Source organism: Niastella koreensis GR20-10, assembly GCF_000246855.1.
Lineage (GTDB): Bacteria > Bacteroidota > Bacteroidia > Chitinophagales > Chitinophagaceae > Niastella > Niastella koreensis.
Window position 1 is genome coordinate 1,893,695 of the sequence record NC_016609.1, and the last position, 18,137, is coordinate 1,911,831.

General features: G+C 45.3%; 17 protein-coding genes. 10 read left to right on the plus strand and 7 right to left on the minus strand.

The genetic code is table 11. The annotated features are described in order from the left end of the window. Positions 1-96 precede the first annotated feature (96 nt). The 3 genes from NIAKO_RS39545 to NIAKO_RS07530 are packed head-to-tail and all read left to right on the plus strand — an operon-like array spanning position 97 to position 2,105. Positions 97-219 carry a hypothetical protein gene (locus NIAKO_RS39545; protein ID WP_262493759.1) on the plus strand — a complete coding sequence of 41 codons (123 nt, stop codon included), beginning with the start codon at positions 97-99 and terminating at the stop codon, positions 217-219. After that, the gene (locus NIAKO_RS07525) at positions 212-1,075 is read left to right on the plus strand and encodes a hydroxymethylglutaryl-CoA lyase (RefSeq protein ID WP_014217815.1); all 864 of its coding nucleotides are present in this window, start codon (positions 212-214) and stop codon (positions 1,073-1,075) included. The genes NIAKO_RS39545 and NIAKO_RS07525 overlap by 8 nt, the downstream gene beginning before the upstream one ends. 25 nt (positions 1,076-1,100) lie before the next feature. Next, positions 1,101-2,105, plus strand: coding sequence for a GSCFA domain-containing protein (locus tag NIAKO_RS07530; RefSeq protein ID WP_014217816.1), 1,005 nt, complete (start codon positions 1,101-1,103; stop codon positions 2,103-2,105). Between the two features lie 84 nt (positions 2,106-2,189). Here NIAKO_RS07530 and NIAKO_RS07535 read toward each other — a convergent pair whose 3' ends face one another. Next, positions 2,190-3,542 (minus strand): Gfo/Idh/MocA family protein, encoded by a 1,353-nt coding sequence (locus NIAKO_RS07535; protein WP_014217817.1) that lies wholly within the window; start codon positions 3,540-3,542, stop codon positions 2,190-2,192. A gap of 51 nt (positions 3,543-3,593) precedes the next feature. On the opposite strand from NIAKO_RS07535, the gene NIAKO_RS07540 reads away from it, so the two are divergent. Next, on the plus strand, positions 3,594-4,289 hold the full coding sequence (locus tag NIAKO_RS07540) for a uracil-DNA glycosylase family protein (protein ID WP_014217818.1): 696 nt from the start codon (positions 3,594-3,596) through the stop codon (positions 4,287-4,289). 122 nt (positions 4,290-4,411) lie between these two features. Here the strand turns inward: NIAKO_RS07540 and NIAKO_RS07545 are convergent, their stop codons facing one another. Beyond that, positions 4,412-5,020 carry a MiaE family protein gene (locus tag NIAKO_RS07545; RefSeq protein WP_014217819.1) on the minus strand — a complete coding sequence of 203 codons (609 nt, stop codon included), beginning with the start codon at positions 5,018-5,020 and terminating at the stop codon, positions 4,412-4,414. Between the two features lie 47 nt (positions 5,021-5,067). Between NIAKO_RS07545 and NIAKO_RS07550 the strand changes: the two genes are divergently transcribed. Then, the gene (locus NIAKO_RS07550) at positions 5,068-6,171 is read left to right on the plus strand and encodes an aminotransferase class I/II-fold pyridoxal phosphate-dependent enzyme (protein ID WP_041348182.1); all 1,104 of its coding nucleotides are present in this window, start codon (positions 5,068-5,070) and stop codon (positions 6,169-6,171) included. Positions 6,172-6,234: 63 nt separating this feature from the next. Here the strand turns inward: NIAKO_RS07550 and NIAKO_RS36485 are convergent, their stop codons facing one another. Next, a complete protein-coding gene (locus NIAKO_RS36485) occupies positions 6,235-6,720 on the minus strand; it encodes a cupin domain-containing protein (RefSeq protein ID WP_014217821.1) in 486 nt (161 codons plus the stop codon). 557 nt (positions 6,721-7,277) lie between these two features. Here NIAKO_RS36485 and NIAKO_RS07560 point away from each other — a divergent pair. From NIAKO_RS07560 to trhO, 5 genes are all read left to right on the plus strand, one after another. Beyond that, positions 7,278-9,722, plus strand: coding sequence for a penicillin acylase family protein (locus NIAKO_RS07560; protein ID WP_014217822.1), 2,445 nt, complete (start codon positions 7,278-7,280; stop codon positions 9,720-9,722). Positions 9,723-9,728: 6 nt separating this feature from the next. Next, positions 9,729-10,103: a hypothetical protein gene (locus NIAKO_RS07565; RefSeq protein WP_014217823.1), complete on the plus strand. Its 375-nt coding sequence runs from the start codon at positions 9,729-9,731 to the stop codon at positions 10,101-10,103. Positions 10,104-10,136: 33 nt separating this feature from the next. Next, positions 10,137-10,601 (plus strand): RDD family protein, encoded by a 465-nt coding sequence (locus tag NIAKO_RS36490; RefSeq protein WP_014217824.1) that lies wholly within the window; start codon positions 10,137-10,139, stop codon positions 10,599-10,601. Between the two features lie 109 nt (positions 10,602-10,710). Further along, complete coding sequence (locus NIAKO_RS07575; protein WP_014217825.1) at positions 10,711-13,176, plus strand: DUF5686 and carboxypeptidase regulatory-like domain-containing protein; 2,466 nt, start codon at positions 10,711-10,713, stop codon at positions 13,174-13,176. A gap of 170 nt (positions 13,177-13,346) precedes the next feature. Then, positions 13,347-14,411: an oxygen-dependent tRNA uridine(34) hydroxylase TrhO gene (trhO, locus tag NIAKO_RS07580; protein ID WP_014217826.1), complete on the plus strand. Its 1,065-nt coding sequence runs from the start codon at positions 13,347-13,349 to the stop codon at positions 14,409-14,411. A gap of 663 nt (positions 14,412-15,074) precedes the next feature. Here trhO and NIAKO_RS07585 read toward each other — a convergent pair. From NIAKO_RS07585 to NIAKO_RS07600, 4 genes are all read right to left on the minus strand, one after another. Further along, positions 15,075-16,187, minus strand: a complete 1,113-nt coding sequence (locus NIAKO_RS07585; protein WP_014217827.1) for a lactonase family protein — start codon at positions 16,185-16,187, stop codon at positions 15,075-15,077. A gap of 72 nt (positions 16,188-16,259) precedes the next feature. Then, positions 16,260-16,688, minus strand: a complete 429-nt coding sequence (locus tag NIAKO_RS07590) for a DUF3592 domain-containing protein (RefSeq protein WP_014217828.1) — start codon at positions 16,686-16,688, stop codon at positions 16,260-16,262. 10 nt (positions 16,689-16,698) lie between these two features. Further along, positions 16,699-17,094 carry a DUF3592 domain-containing protein gene (locus NIAKO_RS07595; protein ID WP_014217829.1) on the minus strand — a complete coding sequence of 132 codons (396 nt, stop codon included), beginning with the start codon at positions 17,092-17,094 and terminating at the stop codon, positions 16,699-16,701. 74 nt (positions 17,095-17,168) lie between these two features. Further along, positions 17,169-18,095, minus strand: coding sequence for a phosphoribosylaminoimidazolesuccinocarboxamide synthase (locus tag NIAKO_RS07600; RefSeq protein WP_014217830.1), 927 nt, complete (start codon positions 18,093-18,095; stop codon positions 17,169-17,171). Positions 18,096-18,137 lie beyond the last annotated feature (42 nt).

The window sequence follows — 18,137 nt, forward strand, 5'->3', positions numbered from 1 at the left end:
CTTTCGATCAATAAAGATTCATTAAGACCCATTGCCATCAGAAATCTCAGCAAGATCCTGACAAACGTTCAACGGCAGGGCGACAACGGCATTTACATGCTGACGGCAGGTGGCAACTATGAAACAAGTTTGTTGTTATTAGATAACGGGAAAGGAAGTTACCAGGTGTCGGAAGATCTGTTCAAATGGAATGGTAAAAAATTTGAAAAGTATGAGTGAGATAAAACTCATTGAATGTCCAAGAGACGCCATGCAGGGTTGGAAGACTTTTATTCCCACGGAAAATAAGGTCCAATACCTGCAGGCGTTGCTGCAGGTGGGGTTCCACACCCTCGATTTTGGCAGCTTTGTTTCGGCTAAGGCCATTCCGCAACTGGCCGATACGGCCGAAGTGTTGAAAGGGTTGAAGGCAAATCCGGTTGAAACAAACACTAAATTATTAGCGATCATTGCCAACGTGCGGGGTGCGGAAGAAGCGGCGGGGTACGAGGAGATCAGCTACCTGGGTTTTCCATTTTCGGTAAGCGAAACCTTTCAACAGCGGAATACCAACAGCAGTATTGAACAATCGCTGGAAAGGGTAAAGGAGATCCAACGTATTTGTGAGCAAACCAACAAGCAACTGGTTATTTATATCTCCATGGGGTTTGGTAACCCTTATGGCGACCCATACTCCCCGGAGATCGTTTTTGACTGGGTGAACCGGATTGCCGGGCTGGGCGTGAACATTATTTCACTGGCCGATACAGTGGGCCTTGCCACCCCCGGCCAGGTGAAGGATATGACCGGTTACGTGATTAACAAACTGCCCCAACACGAAATAGGCGTGCACCTGCATAGCAGCGTTGATAACCGGCAGGCGAAAATAGAAGCAGCCTGGCAGGCTGGCTGCCGCCGGTTCGATGGGGCCTTAAAGGGCATTGGCGGCTGTCCCATGGCCGATGATGAGCTGGTGGGTAACATAGATACCGAATGGCTCATATCATTTTTTGAACAATATGAGAAAATGCCCGGTTTAAATAAAACGGCGCTGGGTAAAAGTCTTACCTTAGCTAACGATATATTTACCTTATGAAAATCACTTTTAGGGAAATGTGATTATGGACCTAACGATACCGATTCAGATCTCCACTTTATCGAATCCCATCAACTACCAGGATAACATCCTACTAATGGGATCGTGTTTTACCGAGCATATTGGCGATAAGCTCGATGAACTTAAATTCAGTGTACTGCAAAATCCCAATGGCATTTTGTTCGATCCTGCCAGTGTGGTGAGCAGCCTGGTTTCTTACATTCAGAACAAGCAATATCAAACCGAAGAGCTTTTTTACTATAACGAAGTGTGGCAAAGCTGGCAACACCACAGCCGGTTTTCCAAAACGGATTTACAGGAGTGCCTGCGGGGCATTAATGAATCGCAGCAGGAAGCGCACAATTTTTTGAAAACGGCCAACTGGCTTATTATCACGCTTGGTACTTCTTTCTCATACCGGTTAACGGAGCAGGTACCGGCTCCCTTCAGGCGGGGCGCGGTTCGTGGTGGGGTGGCCAACAACCATCGTATGCCGGCCGGCTGGTTTAATAAGCACATGCTTACCATAGAGGAAACCACAACCATGCTCGATAACTGTTTGCACCAGTTGTTCCAGTTTAACCCGAATATAAAAGTGATCTTTACGGTGAGCCCCGTGCGTCACATCAGGGATGGCGTTATTGACAATAACCGCAGCAAGGCCAGGTTGATTGAAGTAGTGCACCACCTGGTTAATAAATTTGATAAGCTGTATTATTTTCCGGCTTATGAACTGGTGATAGATGTGTTGCGCGATTACCGTTTTTACGATATCGATATGGTGCATCCGAACTACCAGGCTACCTCCTTTGTGCTGGACAAATTTATGCGGCATTTTGTTGATGAAAAAGCACAACAACTGGCCGAAGAAATAAAGAAGATAGTTATAGCGCGCAAACACAAGCCCTTTCAACCTTCCACCGAAGCGCATAAAAAGTTTTTAAAGGCGCACCTGGAGAAGGCGCAGGAACTGCAAAAGAAATATCCCTTCTTAAATTTAGATGAAGATATAAGGTACTTCCTACAATAATATCGAATGTAAAGACCTGTCAGGTGCGCATAAAGAGTTTACCTGGTCAGCATTTCAATGCGCACCTGACAGGTCTTGTTATTTTCAATATTCATCATTCAACGCAAACGTATTCTTCCGGTACATCCACTGCCCACTGGTGAAATCCGGGAACTCCACCGTTTGATTGCCCAGGTCAATACTTTGTTCGCTCAGGGGCGTAATGGCGCTCCAGGCGGCTGCATCATATACATCCAACGGGGTGGCGGTTTTACGTTTTATAGATTCAACAAAGGCATGCAGTACAAAGAAATCCATCCCGCCATGACCAGCGCCTTCTGCTGAACTGCCGTATTTTTTCCACAATGGATGATCGTATTGTTCGAGCCAGGTTTTGGCATCTTCCCAGGCATCGTTGGTTTTGCTTAAGCCTTCAATATACATCGAATGGTTCACGTCCATCCAGATGCCGTGTGTGCCCTGCACCCGGAAGCCCAGGGAGTAAGGGCGGGGGAGATTGGTATCGTGTTGTAATAAAATGGTCTCCCCATTGACGCAACGGATGGTGGTGGTAACAATATCGCCCAGTTTGAATTGCACTTTTGCATTGGGGTGTTGTTCGCCGCCATTCTTTACAATGTATTCGTGCAGTCCGCGCGTTTTGGTGGCAAAGGAAGACAACGACACAAAACGGTTGCCGCGGTTGATGTTTATCATTTCTGCTACGGGGCCAATACCATGTGTGGGATACAAATCGCCGTTGCGGTGAACGGAGTGTTCCGTACGCCAATGGGCTTCGGAAAATCCTTTCTCGCCAAACTCAACACCACCGCCATAAGGCTGTTGTCCGTTATTGAATTTAACATTGCGCAGGTCGTGCTGATAGCCGCCCTGCAGGTGGATCAATTCGCCAAACAAACCCTGCCGAACCATGTTCAGGACAGCCATTACATCGCGCCGGTAGCAAACATTTTCCAGCATCATCACCTGGGCGTTGTGGTGTTCGGCTGCCTTCACCACATCCCAATGGTCCTGCATGGTAATGCCCAGGATTACTTCGGTGCCAACATATTTAATGCCCGCTTCCAGGCTGCTGATGATCATGGGGGCATGCCATTCCCAGGGCGTGGCAATGATAACGCCGTCGAGTTCTTTTAATTCAAGCAGTTTCTTCCAGGCATTCACATCACCCTTAAAAACTTTGGGCATGGGTTTACCTGATTTCTGAATAATGTCATTGGCCCTTTCAAGCATGCGGTCGTCGATATCGCAAATAGCTACTACATTTACATCCTTACGCCGAAGCGCATTGCCAAGGTGTACCTGGCCGCGCATGCCTACGCCTATGATCCCTAATTTAACAACAGGGTCGGGCGCAGTAAAAGCCTGTGCAGTTGGTAAGATGGCGAAACCGGCTGTGGTTAGCCCGGTATTTTTGACAAATGTTCTTCGGTTCATAGCCTTAATTTTACATGAATTTGGTGCTGCCAAAATACCAAATAAGCGAACATGAAGACCGCCGCTCAAAAACTTACGCAATCGTATGCCATCCTGAATTTTCTAAAAAATCTGAAGCCTCAGCTCAAATTGGGGGCCGGGATAGAGATCATGAACCCGTTTTCCGATGCGGTTGCCGTACAATTAGCGGAAACGTTCTACCATAAATATTACAACGACCAGCACCCGCGTAAATACATCTTCGGCATCAATCCCGGGCGGTTTGGCGCGGGGGTTACAGGCGTGCCTTTTACCGATCCCATCCGGTTGAAAGACGTATGCGGTATAGATAGTGATCTGCCTAAAAAGGCGGAATTGTCGTCGCTGTTTGTGTATGCGGTGATAGATGCCTATGGCGGACCTGAAGCTTTTTACCGCGATTTTTATATTACGGCGCTGTCACCATTGGGTTTTACAAAGAATGGCGTAAACCTGAATTATTACGATGACAAGGAATTGCTGAAAGACAGTGAGCCATTTATTTTACAATGTATCCGGGAGCAACTGGCCTCCATTGCTACTACACAGGACGTATGTTATTGTTTAGGGGAAGGCACCAATTACAGGATCTTTCAAAAGCTGAATGTAAAACATCAGTTCTTTAAAGAGATTGTTCCGTTACCGCATCCGAGGTGGGTTATGCAATACAGGCGTAAAAAGATGGATGAGTTTGTTAAGGTGTATGTGGAGAAACTGAAACGAATGTGATAATGTGATAATTCGATAAGGTGACAATGGAATACAGCTTTGGGTAATGCTTCGCCTGAGTTTTGTAATAATAAGGACTGCCAGAATTAAAACATTATCGAATTATCGCATTATCACATTGGCTAATGCATCCTATCACCCCTCACTTCCAATTTATTTATAAGTTCTGCTTCGTAAACCAACCATTCCTGCCAGCGTTTACGAACAATAGCTTTATCCACATAAGTTTCGGCCAGCTCAATGAATAAGTGATAATGGCCGGCTTCGCTTTCCATAAAACGGCGGTAAAAGTTGCGCAGGTATTCATCATCGAGCCCTTCGCTGAGGCGTTTAAAACGTTCGCAGCTGCGGGCTTCAATTAGGGCGAAGATCAATAGTTTATCGAGCAGGCGTTGTTCGGGGCTGCCATCTTTTTTTTGAAATACCTGCAGTTGGTTTACGTATTCGTCTTTTCGTTGTTTGCCCAGCTTCAGGTTGCGTTTTTGCAGTTCGGCCAGCACCAGGCGAAAATGCCCCCATTCTTCGGTAACAATAGGCGCCAGATCAGTGACCAGTTTTTCCAGTTCGCTGTATCGCTGGATCAGCGAAATACAGCTGGTAGCCGCTTTTTGCTCACAATATGCGTGGTCGGTAAGAATGTATTCCAGTGATAATTCGGCCAGGTTTACCCAGCGTGGGTCGGTGGGCAGGTGCAGGCCTAAGATATTCTTTGTTTCGTTGGTGGTGCTCATAAAGTGCCCAAAGTTAACACGTAAGAATGATATATTTGGGGCCGCATATGAACGACAATTTCCTACAAAAAAGGCTCAATGAGCGGCAGGAGCAGAATGCTTTCCGCCGCCTGCTATTGCCCGGAGGTAAAACAGATTTTTGCTCGAACGATTACCTGGGCATTGTACACAATCTGCTTATAGAAAAACAACTGAACGCCGTGGCCCATCCGGCTTACCGGCATGGTTCAACCGGGTCGCGCCTGCTGGCCGGCAATTATGCGTTGGTAGAAGAAACGGAAAAAATGCTGGCCGCCTTTCATGAGGCTGAAGCCGGCCTGATCTTTAATTCTGGCTACGATGCCAACCTGGGTTTATTGAGTTGTGTGCCTCAGCGTGGCGATACCATCATTTACGATTATTTAAGCCATGCCTCGTTGCGGGATGGCATCCGGCTGAGTTTTGCCCAGTCTTTTTCTTTCAAACATAACGACCTGGCCGATCTGGAGAAAAGATTGCAGACCGCCACCGGTACCATCTTTGTAGTAACGGAATCTGTTTTCTCCATGGATGGCGATACGGCTCCCTTAACCGCCATCAGTGACCTGTGCGGTCAATACGGCGCCCACCTGATTGTAGATGAAGCACATGCTACCGGGGTGGTAGGCGAAAAGGGCGAGGGGTTGGTGCAACAACTCAACCTGCAAACCGCCTGTTTTGCCCGGGTACATACATTTGGTAAAGCAGTGGGTTGCCACGGCGCCATTGTACTGGGTAGCGCGCAGCTGCGCAATTACCTGATAAACTTTTGCCGCTCGTTTATTTACAGCACATCCCTGCCCGAAGCGAGTGTGGCCGCCATCCGGTGTGCCTATGAGTTATTCCCCCACATGAATGAAGAACGCGCCCATCTGCAACAATTGATCGGCACGTTTCAACAGGCAGCCATGCCCTGGGAAAAGCTGGTTTCAAATACGCCCATACAAATAATTATCATTCCCGGCAATGATGCCGTGAAAAAGGTTGCCGCTGCATTACAATTAGCCAGCCTCGATGTTAGACCTATATTATATCCTACGGTTCCTTCCGGAAAAGAAAGATTGAGAATAGTATTACATGCGTTTAATACAATGCAACAGGTTGAAGAGGTTATTAAATTATTAAGTTCATAGTTCCGAGTTCATAGTTCCAAGTTCCGAGTTCAAAACCTGGAACCTGGAACTTGAAACCTGGAACTATTTCTTCGTCTGCTCCTCTGGTATATAATAAGTCTCATTAGGACCTATGCCGGAAACCTGCATCGTGCATTCCTGGGTAAACCATTCAAAGTGCGGCTGATCGGCCTTGATCACAACGAAGCTGCCGGGGCCATAAGCCACAGAAGGAGCAGTGGTATCGAATTTTTTCTCCTGAACTATATGAGCAACGCCGCTTATGATAGTAATGTACAGGTCGGAATTATGTACATGCGGCATACCTTTATAACCGGGCGGGAAAATGTAGCGTTCAATAAAGAATCCGGGTTTGTTACGCATTCCGGCAAGGTAAATGTTCTTTCTGCCGCTTGCCAGCAGCGTGTCTTTTACAGGTGGGAGTATCATTTTGGCGTGTTCACCTGTCCCGATCCCGGGAGGATTTGCAAGGTTCTGTACCGGGTGATTGGTACAGGACAGCCATGGAACCAGTAGCATTGCCATGGCATAAAGGGCTGTCTTATTCATAGCAAACAATGTTTAGGTGACGAATAAATAAAAGAACTGATGGGTAAGTTACTATAATTTCGGGAATTACATATTTGTTATGGCTATACGGCCCGGAGGCGGGATCATCGGAGGGAAGTAGATAAAAAAATGAGCCCCAACTATTCGTCGGGGCTCGGTACCACGGACTGTAACCTCTAAGGTTGATGAACTAAACGATTGCTGATGACTACTGAACTGCGAACTATTTTAGTGTATAATTGCTATACAAATAATGCTACTATTATAAGACTGGCAAACAACAACGCCAACACTCTCTTCTTCCATTGATAGATCCGGGCTTCCATCTCATTTGATTTTTTTAAAGCATGTATTGCTTTAGATTCCATTACAAATGTCAGCATAAGCAAGGTTCCCTACAATACAACTTTGTGGTAGTTTTCACGCATTCATAAGGAGTTTATAAATGGGGAGCAGGTGCTAACAGCTTGTAGCAATAATGGTAGCGTTAACAGGTAATTAAAAAAAATACACTACTTTTAAAAAATTCCTTCTAACCCCCGATGTGAATCAGCAATATGCGCATTATTCCATTTATTGTTACCGTAGTTGTTACTATAGGTTTAATTGTTACTTTAAGTAAGCCTATAGGCAGCATTCCGCCGCTGGGCAGTTTCCTTAGCCCGCAAACAGGGTTTTGGCAAAATGCAGAACCCGTTGATGCCCATCCCAACCTCGATCTTAATTTTCCGCAACTGAAAGACAAGGTACAGGTGTACTTCGATGACAGAATGGTGCCGCATGTATTTGCGCAGAACGATGAAGACCTGTATTTCGTACAAGGCTACCTGCATGCAAAATACCGCCTTTGGCAAATGGAGTTTCAAACCCGTGCCGCAGCTGGCCGCATTGCTGAAGTAGTGGGGCCCGGACCTAATAACAATTACCTGAACTACGACCGTAACATGCGCCGGTTGGGCATGCCATTTGGCGCCCATCGTACTCTCGATAGCATGGAAGCCGATGCCACTACCAAAAGCGTTCTCGATGCTTACACCTCGGGCGTGAATGCCTACATTGATAATTTATCGGAAAATGAATTGCCGCTCGAATACCGGTTACTGAACTATGTGCCCGAGCATTGGAACAATTTTAAAACCGCGCTCTTCCTGAAACAGATGAGCTTTAACCTGACTGGTGGTGATAATGATTTTGAATTAACCAATGTACGCAATGTATTGAGCCGCGAAGATTTTGAAACCCTGTTCCCGGCCTTCCAGGATTCGCTGGACCCTATTATTCCCAAAGGCGAAGCATTTGCACCGCCTGCTTTTCGTCCACAAATGCCGATAACCTCAGACAGCGTCTACTTTAAATGGAACACGTTTGCCAGCATCGATGTATCGGCTGTTGACAAACCCAATAAAGACAATGGCAGTAACAACTGGGCAGTAAGTGGCGCCAAAACAAAAAGCGGCCGTCCCATTTTATGTAACGACCCGCATCTCGATTTAACCCTTCCATCCCTTTGGTTCGAGATCCAATTACATACACCGCAGCACAACGTGTACGGAGTTAGTTTCCCGGGAGCGCCCATGGTGGTCATTGGCTTTAACGATAGCTGCAGCTGGGGCGTTACCAATGCCGGCCGCGATGTAAAGGACTATTATAACATCAAATTCAAAGACGAAACAAAACAACAATACCTGTTCAATGGCAATTGGGTAAATACCGAGCTGCACATAGACACGATTAAAATAAAAGGCGCATTGCCTTTTTATGATACGGTTGCCTATACCCTATTCGGCCCTGTGCAATACGATAACTCTTTTAGCGGTAACCGCACCACACCCAATAACAATTTTGCTGTAAAGTGGAAAGCGCACGAAGGGGCCAACGAGTTGAAGACTTTCTACCTGTTGAACCGGATGAAGAATATTGGCGACTATCACGAGGCACTTAAATTCTTTCACTGTCCGGGTCAGAACTTTGTGTTTGCGGACAAAAGCGGCGACATTGCCATCTGGCAACAGGGCGAGTTCCCCGCCAAATGGCGGCGCCAGGGAGATTTTATAATGCCCGGCGTTGATTCTTCCTATTTATGGCAGGGAAACATTGAACAACAGGAAAACCCGCACATCGAAAACCCGGTCCGGGGTTTTGTAAGCAGCGCTAACCAAACGCCTGCAGATTCAACCTATCCTTATTACCTGGGGTGCGAGTATCCTATTTACCGGGGCATAGCCATTAACCGGTACCTGCGGCAATTAAACAATATCACCATCGATGATATGAAAAAAATGCAGACCGATAATTACAATGTGTTTGCAGAAACGGCGCTGCCCCTGCTGATGAGCAATGTGGATGAGAGCACCTTAAGCATTGAAGAGAAAAAATACCTCGATATCCTGCGCGGCTGGAACTTACGCGCCGATGCGGTTGAAAAAGCACCGGCCATCTTTCAACTGTGGTTCGATAACCTGGAGGCCGAAGTATGGAACGATGACCTGGAAGTAGCCAGCAAACCGGTAAAAATGCCGCAGGAAGCTACGCTGGTGCATTGTTTAACTATGTCGAACTTCAAGTTTGCCGATAACATCAAAACCAACCAGGTTGAATCGATCCAGGATGTGGTAACAGCCGCCTTTAAAAAAACAGTACCGGTAGTATCTCTGGCCGATCAAAAAGCCAACCTGAACTGGGGTAAATACAAGGATGCAGGCATCAGGCATTTACTGCGGCGGGAGCCCTTGAGCCGTTTTCATTTAATGACCGGTGGCGGCGAAAACATGATCAATGCCACCAACCAGTTTCATGGGCCCAGCTGGCGCATGATTGTTGAGTTGACTGATAAAACCGAGGCCTGGGGTATTTATCCGGGCGGACAAAGTGGTAATCCCGGCAGCAAGTACTACGATAATTTTATTGATAAATGGACTGAAGGGAAGTACGACAAACTGTGGGTGATGGACGCCGGGGAAGCTAAAGACAAAAGGGTTCTTTTTACTATGAACTTTAATTAAGCACAAATGAAATTCGGGGTTTCTGTATTACTGACAATTATTGCAAGCTTTGCAGCGGGATTGTATTTACCCTTCTGGAGTGTGGCGCTGGTATCGTTTTGTGTGGCCGCATTTATATACCAAAAACCGGTTATGGCCTGGTTAACAGGCTTTGTAAGCATTTTTATATGCTGGGGTTTGCTGGCCTTTTGGATCGACTCATTAAACGACAGCATACTCTCAACCCGTATGGCCAGCCCCGGGCTGTTCCCATTAGGCGGGTCATCTTCCCTGCTGTTACTCATAACTGCAGTAGTGGGCGCTATTATTGGCGGAATGGCTGCATTATCGGGTAGCCTTTTAAGAAGGTACCTCGATGAACGTAAAGCAAGTGATTACTAGTCCATATTTGGTTTTTAATAATTTATACCCCTTATGGAAGACCTCTTATCCAACATAGTTTACACTCCGGTATTCGCATCCAAAAGAAAGCGCTGGGGAGCCAGTTTAGTTGACTACGTTCTTTACTTTGCAGCATTTATTTTCATATGTTACTTTTTCGGTACCCGCACCATGGATGAAAATGGCAACAGTTCCTGGAACCTGGACGGTTTACCCGGCTTCATAGGAATAGTAGTGTCCTGGCTGTTGTTTTTTCCGGTTATAGAATCGTTTAATGACGGACAAACCATTGGCAAAGCATTGTTTCGGATAAAAACTGTCAAAGAAGATGGGTCCAGGATAAATTTTGGCACGAGTTTCTTAAGGCATTTTTTCGATTGGGTTGATTACCTGCCTTTTCTGGGCATCTGCGGAATGATCGTTGCATCCAATAACGATAAGAAACAACGTGTAGGCGACCTGGTGGCAAAAACCATAGTGGTTAATTCCAGGAGTTAATTACTATTCTTTATCGTAAAATAAGCAGTTCATTTATTTATAAGGCAGTTTTAAATAATTTGACGAATACCTAATCAGGATTTGGCCTTATTTTCGCGTTCGTCGCGATATGAGAATACTGTCCTTACTTACCCTCTTTATTATTGGTTTTACATCCGTGCAGGCCGCGCGGATCAGCGGCAGGGTCACTGACGAAAAAGGACAGGTGCTGGTGTATGCTTCCATCCTGGTAAAAGGCACCACCCAGGGAACTACGGCCAATAAAGAAGGCGATTATTTTCTGCATCTCAATTCGGGCACATACACTATTGTAGCGCAATATGTGGGCTATAGCCGCCAGGAAAAAACGATTACCGTAGGCACAGACAATATCACGCTCGATTTTCAGCTGTCTGTTCAACAATTCAATTTAAAAGAAGTAGTGGTAAAGCCCGGTGGGGAAGACCCCGCCTATGAGATCATTCGCAACGCCATTAAAAAAAGGCCCTATTACCGGCATCAGCTTAATACCTTTCAATGTGAGGTGTATATAAAAGGGCAGCTGCAGTTGCGGGCTTATCCCAAAAAAATCATGGGCACGCCGGTTGATTTTGAAGATGGTGATACCAGTCAACGGAAAATGCTTTTTCTGTCGGAAACCGTAGCGCGGTATTCAGTTGAAAAGCCACGCAAAAGTAAAATCGAAGTACTTTCTACCAAGGTAAGCGGCAGAAGCGATGAGTTTGGATTAAGTACCCCCCAGATCGTTTCATTTTACGAGAATAACATCCAGGTGGGCCGTAACCTGAACCCGCGTGGTTTTATTTCACCCATTGCCAGCAGTGCGCTGGGTTTTTACTATTATCATTACGAAGGCAGTTTTATAGAAGATGGGCGGGAGGTCAACCGCATTAAGGTAATACCCAAGCGACGGTACGAGCCGCTGTTCAGCGGGTATATCAATATCACCGAAGGCGACTGGCGCATTCACAGTTTGCAATTGCGGCTTACCAAGGCTTCCCAGATGGAGCTGATAGATTCGCTGAATATTGATCAGTTGTATGTTCCTTTTAACAAAGATGTGTGGGTGATAAAAACGCAGGTATTGTACCCGGCGGTAAAACTGTTGGGTTTTGATGCGTTTGGCAGTTTTGTAAATGTGTATTCCCAATTTAATATCACGCCTTCATTTGAGCGGAAGTTTTTTAACAATACATATCTGAAGATCTATGAAGGTTCCAATAAGAAGGCGGCTGCTTTCTGGGATTCCATTCGTCCCTTGCCCTTGCAGGCAGAGGAAATAGCCGATTACTACAAAAAAGACAGCCTGGAAAAAGCACATAGAGATCCGCATTACCTCGACTCCATCGATCGCCGTAGAAACAAACTACACCTGTTCCCTTTAATTGCAACGGGACAGGAGTTTTACAGGGAGAAAAAACGGGAGATCTACAGTGTGAACCCCTTGCTGGAAACCATTGCTTACAACACTGTGGAAGGCTGGTTAGGCAGCTTTGGCGGCAGCTATACCAAACTGCTGGATACCATTCCCGGTTCGCGGCATGCGTTTAGTGCAGAACCTGCCATCCGGTATGGTACCAGCAATCATCACCTCAATGCATCGGGTAAGTTTACATATACGTATGGTAAAAAATATTTTTCTTCTTTCTCATTAAGCGGTGGCAAATGGGTGTACCAGTTCAATAATACCAATCCCATCAGTCAACTGAGTAATACCATTCGCAGCTGGTTGTTCGAGCGTAATTACGCCAAATTTTATGAGGCCTGGCATGCGCAATTCAATTTTTCAAAGGAAGTTGGCAGCGGGATCACGGTGTTTGGCGGTTTAAAATACGAAGACCGCATTCCATTGGAGAATACCACCAATTATTCGGCGGGCAACCGCAAGAACATCGAGTTTACGCCGAATTACCCCCTTGATTTGACGGCGGAGAACTTTAAACGCCATCAGGCATTGATTGGAAAGATTGGGATAAGCTGGTTACCCGGGGCCAAATACATCGAATATCCCGACAGGATCGTGAACGTGGGTTCACAATATCCGTTGTTTACCCTGTCTTACAGAAAAGGTTTTCAAAACTGGCTGGGCAGTGATATCAATTACTCCAAATGGCGGTTCGATGTACAGCAACGGCTTGACCTGAACCTGGGTGGAAATTTTCGCTATAAGATGAGCCTGGGTGGCTTTATAAGGCGCGATAGTGTGGCAGTGATAGATTATAACCATTTTAATGGGAACGAAATTCTGGCCTCTGCTGAATACCTGTACGGTTTCCAGTTATTGCCTTACTATAAATACAGCAACAAGAACCGGTTGTATGCAGAAGGGCATATTGAACATCACTTTAATGGCCTGCTCACCAATAAGATCCCCGTTTTTCGCCAAACCAACTGGTACCTGGTAATGGGCGCCAATGCGTTGTATGTTGATAGTGATAAGGAATACATTGAAGTATTCGCCGGTTTTGAGAACATTCTCAAAATAGCCCGGCTCGACTTTGTATGGGGCTTTGATAAAGACAAGGTTTCAGCATTTGGCATCAGGTTGGGTATAAGGGGCTTTGGAAGACTGTAAATCAACAGGCAATGGACAATTGACAATTAGCAAATCATTCCTATTGCCAAAAATTCCTATAGATGGCAGATTTTCCCTGACAATTGCTTATTGCCTATTGTCTATTGGTTCTTATCTTTGCCGCGTTTATAATTTTTGACTGCCCTGCAAGCGGTCGCAAAAATTCAAAAATGGCAATATTACACAACCGCGTCTCCCAGAAGGAGCTGAAAGAACTTTTGTACCAGGAAACAGAACCCCGTACTACCATTTCCTTTTATCAGTATTTCCCCATCGCCGAACCTGAAGAATTCCGCAACGAACTGTATAAGCATTTAGAGGCACTAAAAGTGTTTGGCCGCATTTACGTGGCGCACGAAGGCATCAATGCCCAGATCAGTGTGCCGGAAGGTAACTACGAGGCATTCAAGGCCTTTTTGTATTCTTATGAACCGTTGAACGGGTTACGCCTGAACATTGCTGTTGATGATGACGGTAAATCGTTTTGGGTGTTGAAAATAAAAGTGCGCGACAAGATCGTAGCCGATGGTATAACTGACGAAACGTTCAATATGGCCAACAAAGGCAAATATGTAAATGCCCACCAGTTGAATGTTATGCTGAACGATCCTGAAACCATTGTGGTTGATATGCGCAATCACTATGAGTATGAGGTAGGTCATTTTGTAAAAGCCCTGGAAGTGCCCAGCGATACCTTTCGCGAGCAGTTACCCATGGCGGTTGACATGCTGAAAGACGCCAAAGATAAAAACATCATTATGTATTGCACCGGCGGCATCCGCTGTGAAAAAGCCAGTGCATATATGTTGCATCACGGGTTTCAGAACGTATTTCACCTCGAAGGCGGTATTATCAATTATGCCAAACAGGTAAAGGAAAACGGGCTCGACAGCAAATTCATTGGAAAGAACTTTGTGTTTGACAACAGGCTGGGAGAGCGCATTACCCCCGACATTATTGCCCGTTGTCACCAGTGTGGTAACCCGGCCGATAACCATGCCAATTGTGCCAATGATGGCTGCCACCTGTTGTTTATTCAATGCGACAATTGCCGCCAGCAATATGAAGGTTGTTGCAGCAAGGAATGCCAGGATTTTAATCATTTACCCGAAGAGGAGCGTAAGGAGCAGCGCAAGGGCATAGATAAAGGACGGAATATTTTTAATAAATCGCGCCACAGGTTGAGGCCGAGGTTGGGAGAGCAAGGGCAACAGCCAATAGACAATGAGCAATAGACAATAGGCAGAGGGCAGAGGGCAGAGGGCAGAGGGCAGAGGGCAAGGAAAAATCCGCTGAAGTTAGGCTATACCCCACGAAATCAATGGAATCTGCGGCATAAAGTCATCCCCGTCAGGAGAAAAGCTTTCCTGACGGGGATTTGTTTTTCCCGGAAGGAAATACCCCTTCCTGCCAGGAAATTGTAAAACCTTTTGGGATATCAGAAAACCCGGTGGGGATTCTCTTTTCTCGCCGGGAATTCAAAAAGGTCGGCAGGAAATAAGGATTCCCGGAAGGAAATGAAAAAAGTGGCAGGGAATTGAGAAATCCTTTCAGGAATTCGCGATTCCTTCCGGGAATTCAAAAAGGTCGCATGGAAAACAGAATTCCCTTAAGGAATTGGAAAAAACAAGCGTAAGAGGTTGATAAATAACCTGAATATGTCCCGGATTTTTAAATTATGGATCGTAATATTCTGAATAAGGCTTTAAATTGGTCAACTTAGGCTTATCAATGCACAGGTTCCCCTTAAAACTTTACAATTGGGGGTGTGTTTGTTCCAAAACAAGAGCTTCTGCAGGCGGATGTAGGTTAAAAATCAATAAACAAGGCTCGTCAACAGGCAAATTAGCCTGCTGATCATTTACATTGAACTTAAAACTTAAAACCTGGAACTGGCTTTATCGTTCATTGGCCCACTTCAAACACACAGGATTGCCTACCTCAATGCGTTTGCCGGTATCGGTTAACAAACCGGTTTCTTTATTACGTTTAAATACCACAACATTGTTGCTTTCCTGGTTGGCCACCAGTAAAAAGCTCCCCGTAGGATCGATGGAGAAGTTGCGTGGTACATCCCCTTTTGTTGGTTCGGAACCGATGAAGGTTAATTTACCGTTTTTGGCAATGGAGAAAATAGTAATGTTATTAGCCGGAGTTCGATTGGAGGCATACAGGAATTTGCCATCAGGCGAAATATGAATATCAGCCGACCATTTCTTTTCTTTAAAATCGGCCGGATAGGTGGAGATGCGCTGGATCAATGTCAATTTTCCATTGTTATACTTATAGCCCGATACTTCGCCACCCATTTCTTCAACCAGGTAGGCCAGTTTGCCATTGGGGTGAAAAGTAAAATGCCGTGGCCCGCCGCCTGCAGGAACTGCTGCAAAAGGTACCGGCGCTGGTTCAGGTTTGCCACTGCCTGGGTTAAATGAATAGATCATCACTTTATCGATGCCCAGGTCGGGTACAAAAATGTATTTATCATCGGGTGAAAAAACGGTAGAATGCACATGTGGTTTCTCCTGCCGCTCCTTATTGACGCTGCTGCCCGTATGTTGAACGGTGGTAGGAACACCCAGCGAGCCATTGGCCATAACTGGCAGGGTAGAAAAGCTGCCTCCGGTATAATTGGCTACGGCCACCCATTTGCCGGTTTTATTTACAGCTACATAAGCGGGGTGGTCGCCTCCGCTGGTTTGTTTATCGAGATATTTTAATGCGCCGTTGGTTTTATCGAACGAAAAAACCGACACACTGCCTTTATCGTTAGCATCTTCATTTACGGCGTATACAAATTTTTCATCGGGCGAAAGATCTAAATAGGAAGGGTTGGAAGCGGTGGCTTTGTTTACGTAATTGACGTCACCGGTTGCTGTGTTCATTTTATAAACATATATGCCCTCGCTTTTTCCTTTGGTATAGGTGCCTATTACCAGGTAATAATCCGATTGGCAATTGGCAATTACAGTTATGGCAAGCAAAAGCAGAATGGTGCAGATGTGTTTCATAACCGGAAGATACGTTGATCTGTCAATTCCCCCTTTGGTTTTTTGTGGAGAAATATCAATAGAAAGGCTTTGTTAAAAATGGTTATTTCGTGAACCAACTGTCAAAGTGCTTAAAAAGTGTGTTGCCCAATAATATGAACCGGAAATGAATAATAGGATCAGGGATATGCCAATTAATATCATGGCCCCGCCAAATGAGCCCCAATAAGTGAGTATTACCGCCTCACGGGGAAAGTCTTTTTGGTAAGCCACCTTTACCTGTTCCCCAATTGAAAATGCTGGTGGGCTGGTTGCAACATTGTCTTCAATTCTAACTTCATCTTTATCGTGTGTGTAAAACCTGAAGATGGGCGTATATGTTCCTTCGTCTATATCTTTTTTCTGTTCAACAACTGTTGCCATCGTTATTGTTCCGCTTTTTATAGATTTGATACGGCTATAAAAATCATACATGCCAGTGCTAAGTATAAGTAACCCCATCCATAAACAAAATGAATACATATGCGGGTGATTAATGCAATGAATTAAAAAAGTATTGTGACCAGTAAAATCGGCCGGAGATAAAAAGTAAGAGTAGTGCCACCATCAACATGGCCAGAGGAATGCCAAATGCGTTAATAAAAGTAAGTATTACCACTTGGTTGGGGGCTTGCTCGTCATAAACTACACTGGTTTCATCACCTATGCACCATGTTTTACCACCACTTGAACCGGAGCGATAAAAAATTATTTCTTTGTTGTCCTTGGTCTTGAATTTAAAATGTGCGCTTTCACCGTCTGCATATTCATTTATTTGTATGACTGTTGCAGTTGCCCTGTTCCCATTTTTTATAAAAGAGATGCGCTTCTTAAGCAACCATATACCCAGGATAAGCATTCCCAGGCCAAGCGTGAAGATGTATTCCATATTCCACCACAAAATATAAAAAGCCCCGATGCTTTCTAAACACCGGGGCTTAAATATTTATTTCCTGTAAGGATTTATTTCAGTTCACCAAGGGCCTTAACCACGCGGGTATAGGTTTCCTCTTCTGTGAGTGCTTCGGGTTTAAATGGTTCCCCGATCACTTTCTCATATAATTCAATATATCGTTTTGAAATGGTGTTGATCCACTCATCGCTCATTTCGGGAACCGTTTGACCTTCTTTACCCATAAAATTGTTGGCAATAAGCCATTCGCGCACAAATTCTTTACTGAGCTGTTGCTGGCGTTCGCCGGTTTTTTGCCTTTCTTCAAAGCCATTTGCATAAAAATAGCGGCTGCTGTCCGGAGTATGGATCTCATCCATCAAAAAAACTGTGTCGCCGATCTTCCCAAACTCATATTTTGTATCTACTAATATCAATCCCTGTTTGGCTGCAATTTCTTTACCCCGGGCAAACAGCTTCAGCGCATAATCTTCCAGTATAGCCCAATCTTCGGCCGATGCCAGTCCGGTAGCAATGATCTGTTCTTTTGAAATATCTTCATCGTGACCAGCTTCCGCCTTGGTGCTGGGTGTTATAATTGGCGTGGGGAAATAATCATTTTCTTTCATTCCTTCAGGTAAAGGAACTCCGCATAATTCGCGTTTTCCGCTGGCATAGGTACGCCAGGCATGGCCCGTTAAATTACCCCGTACTACCATTTCAATTTTAAATGGCTCACATTTTTTACCGATCGATACATTGGGTGCAGGAACTGATACTAACCAGTTGGCACAAATGTCGTGGGTAGCCTGCAACATATATGCAGCAATCTGATTTAATACTTGTCCTTTATAAGGAATGGGGCGGGGTAATATCACGTCGAACGCAGAGATACGGTCACTGGCTATCATTACGAGCCACTGATCGTCAATGGTATACACATCTCTGACCTTGCCTTTATAAAACTTCGTCTGCTGCGGAAATTGTAATGATTTCATGGGCCGAAGATACCGGAGGTACACAATATCATAAAAAAAAAG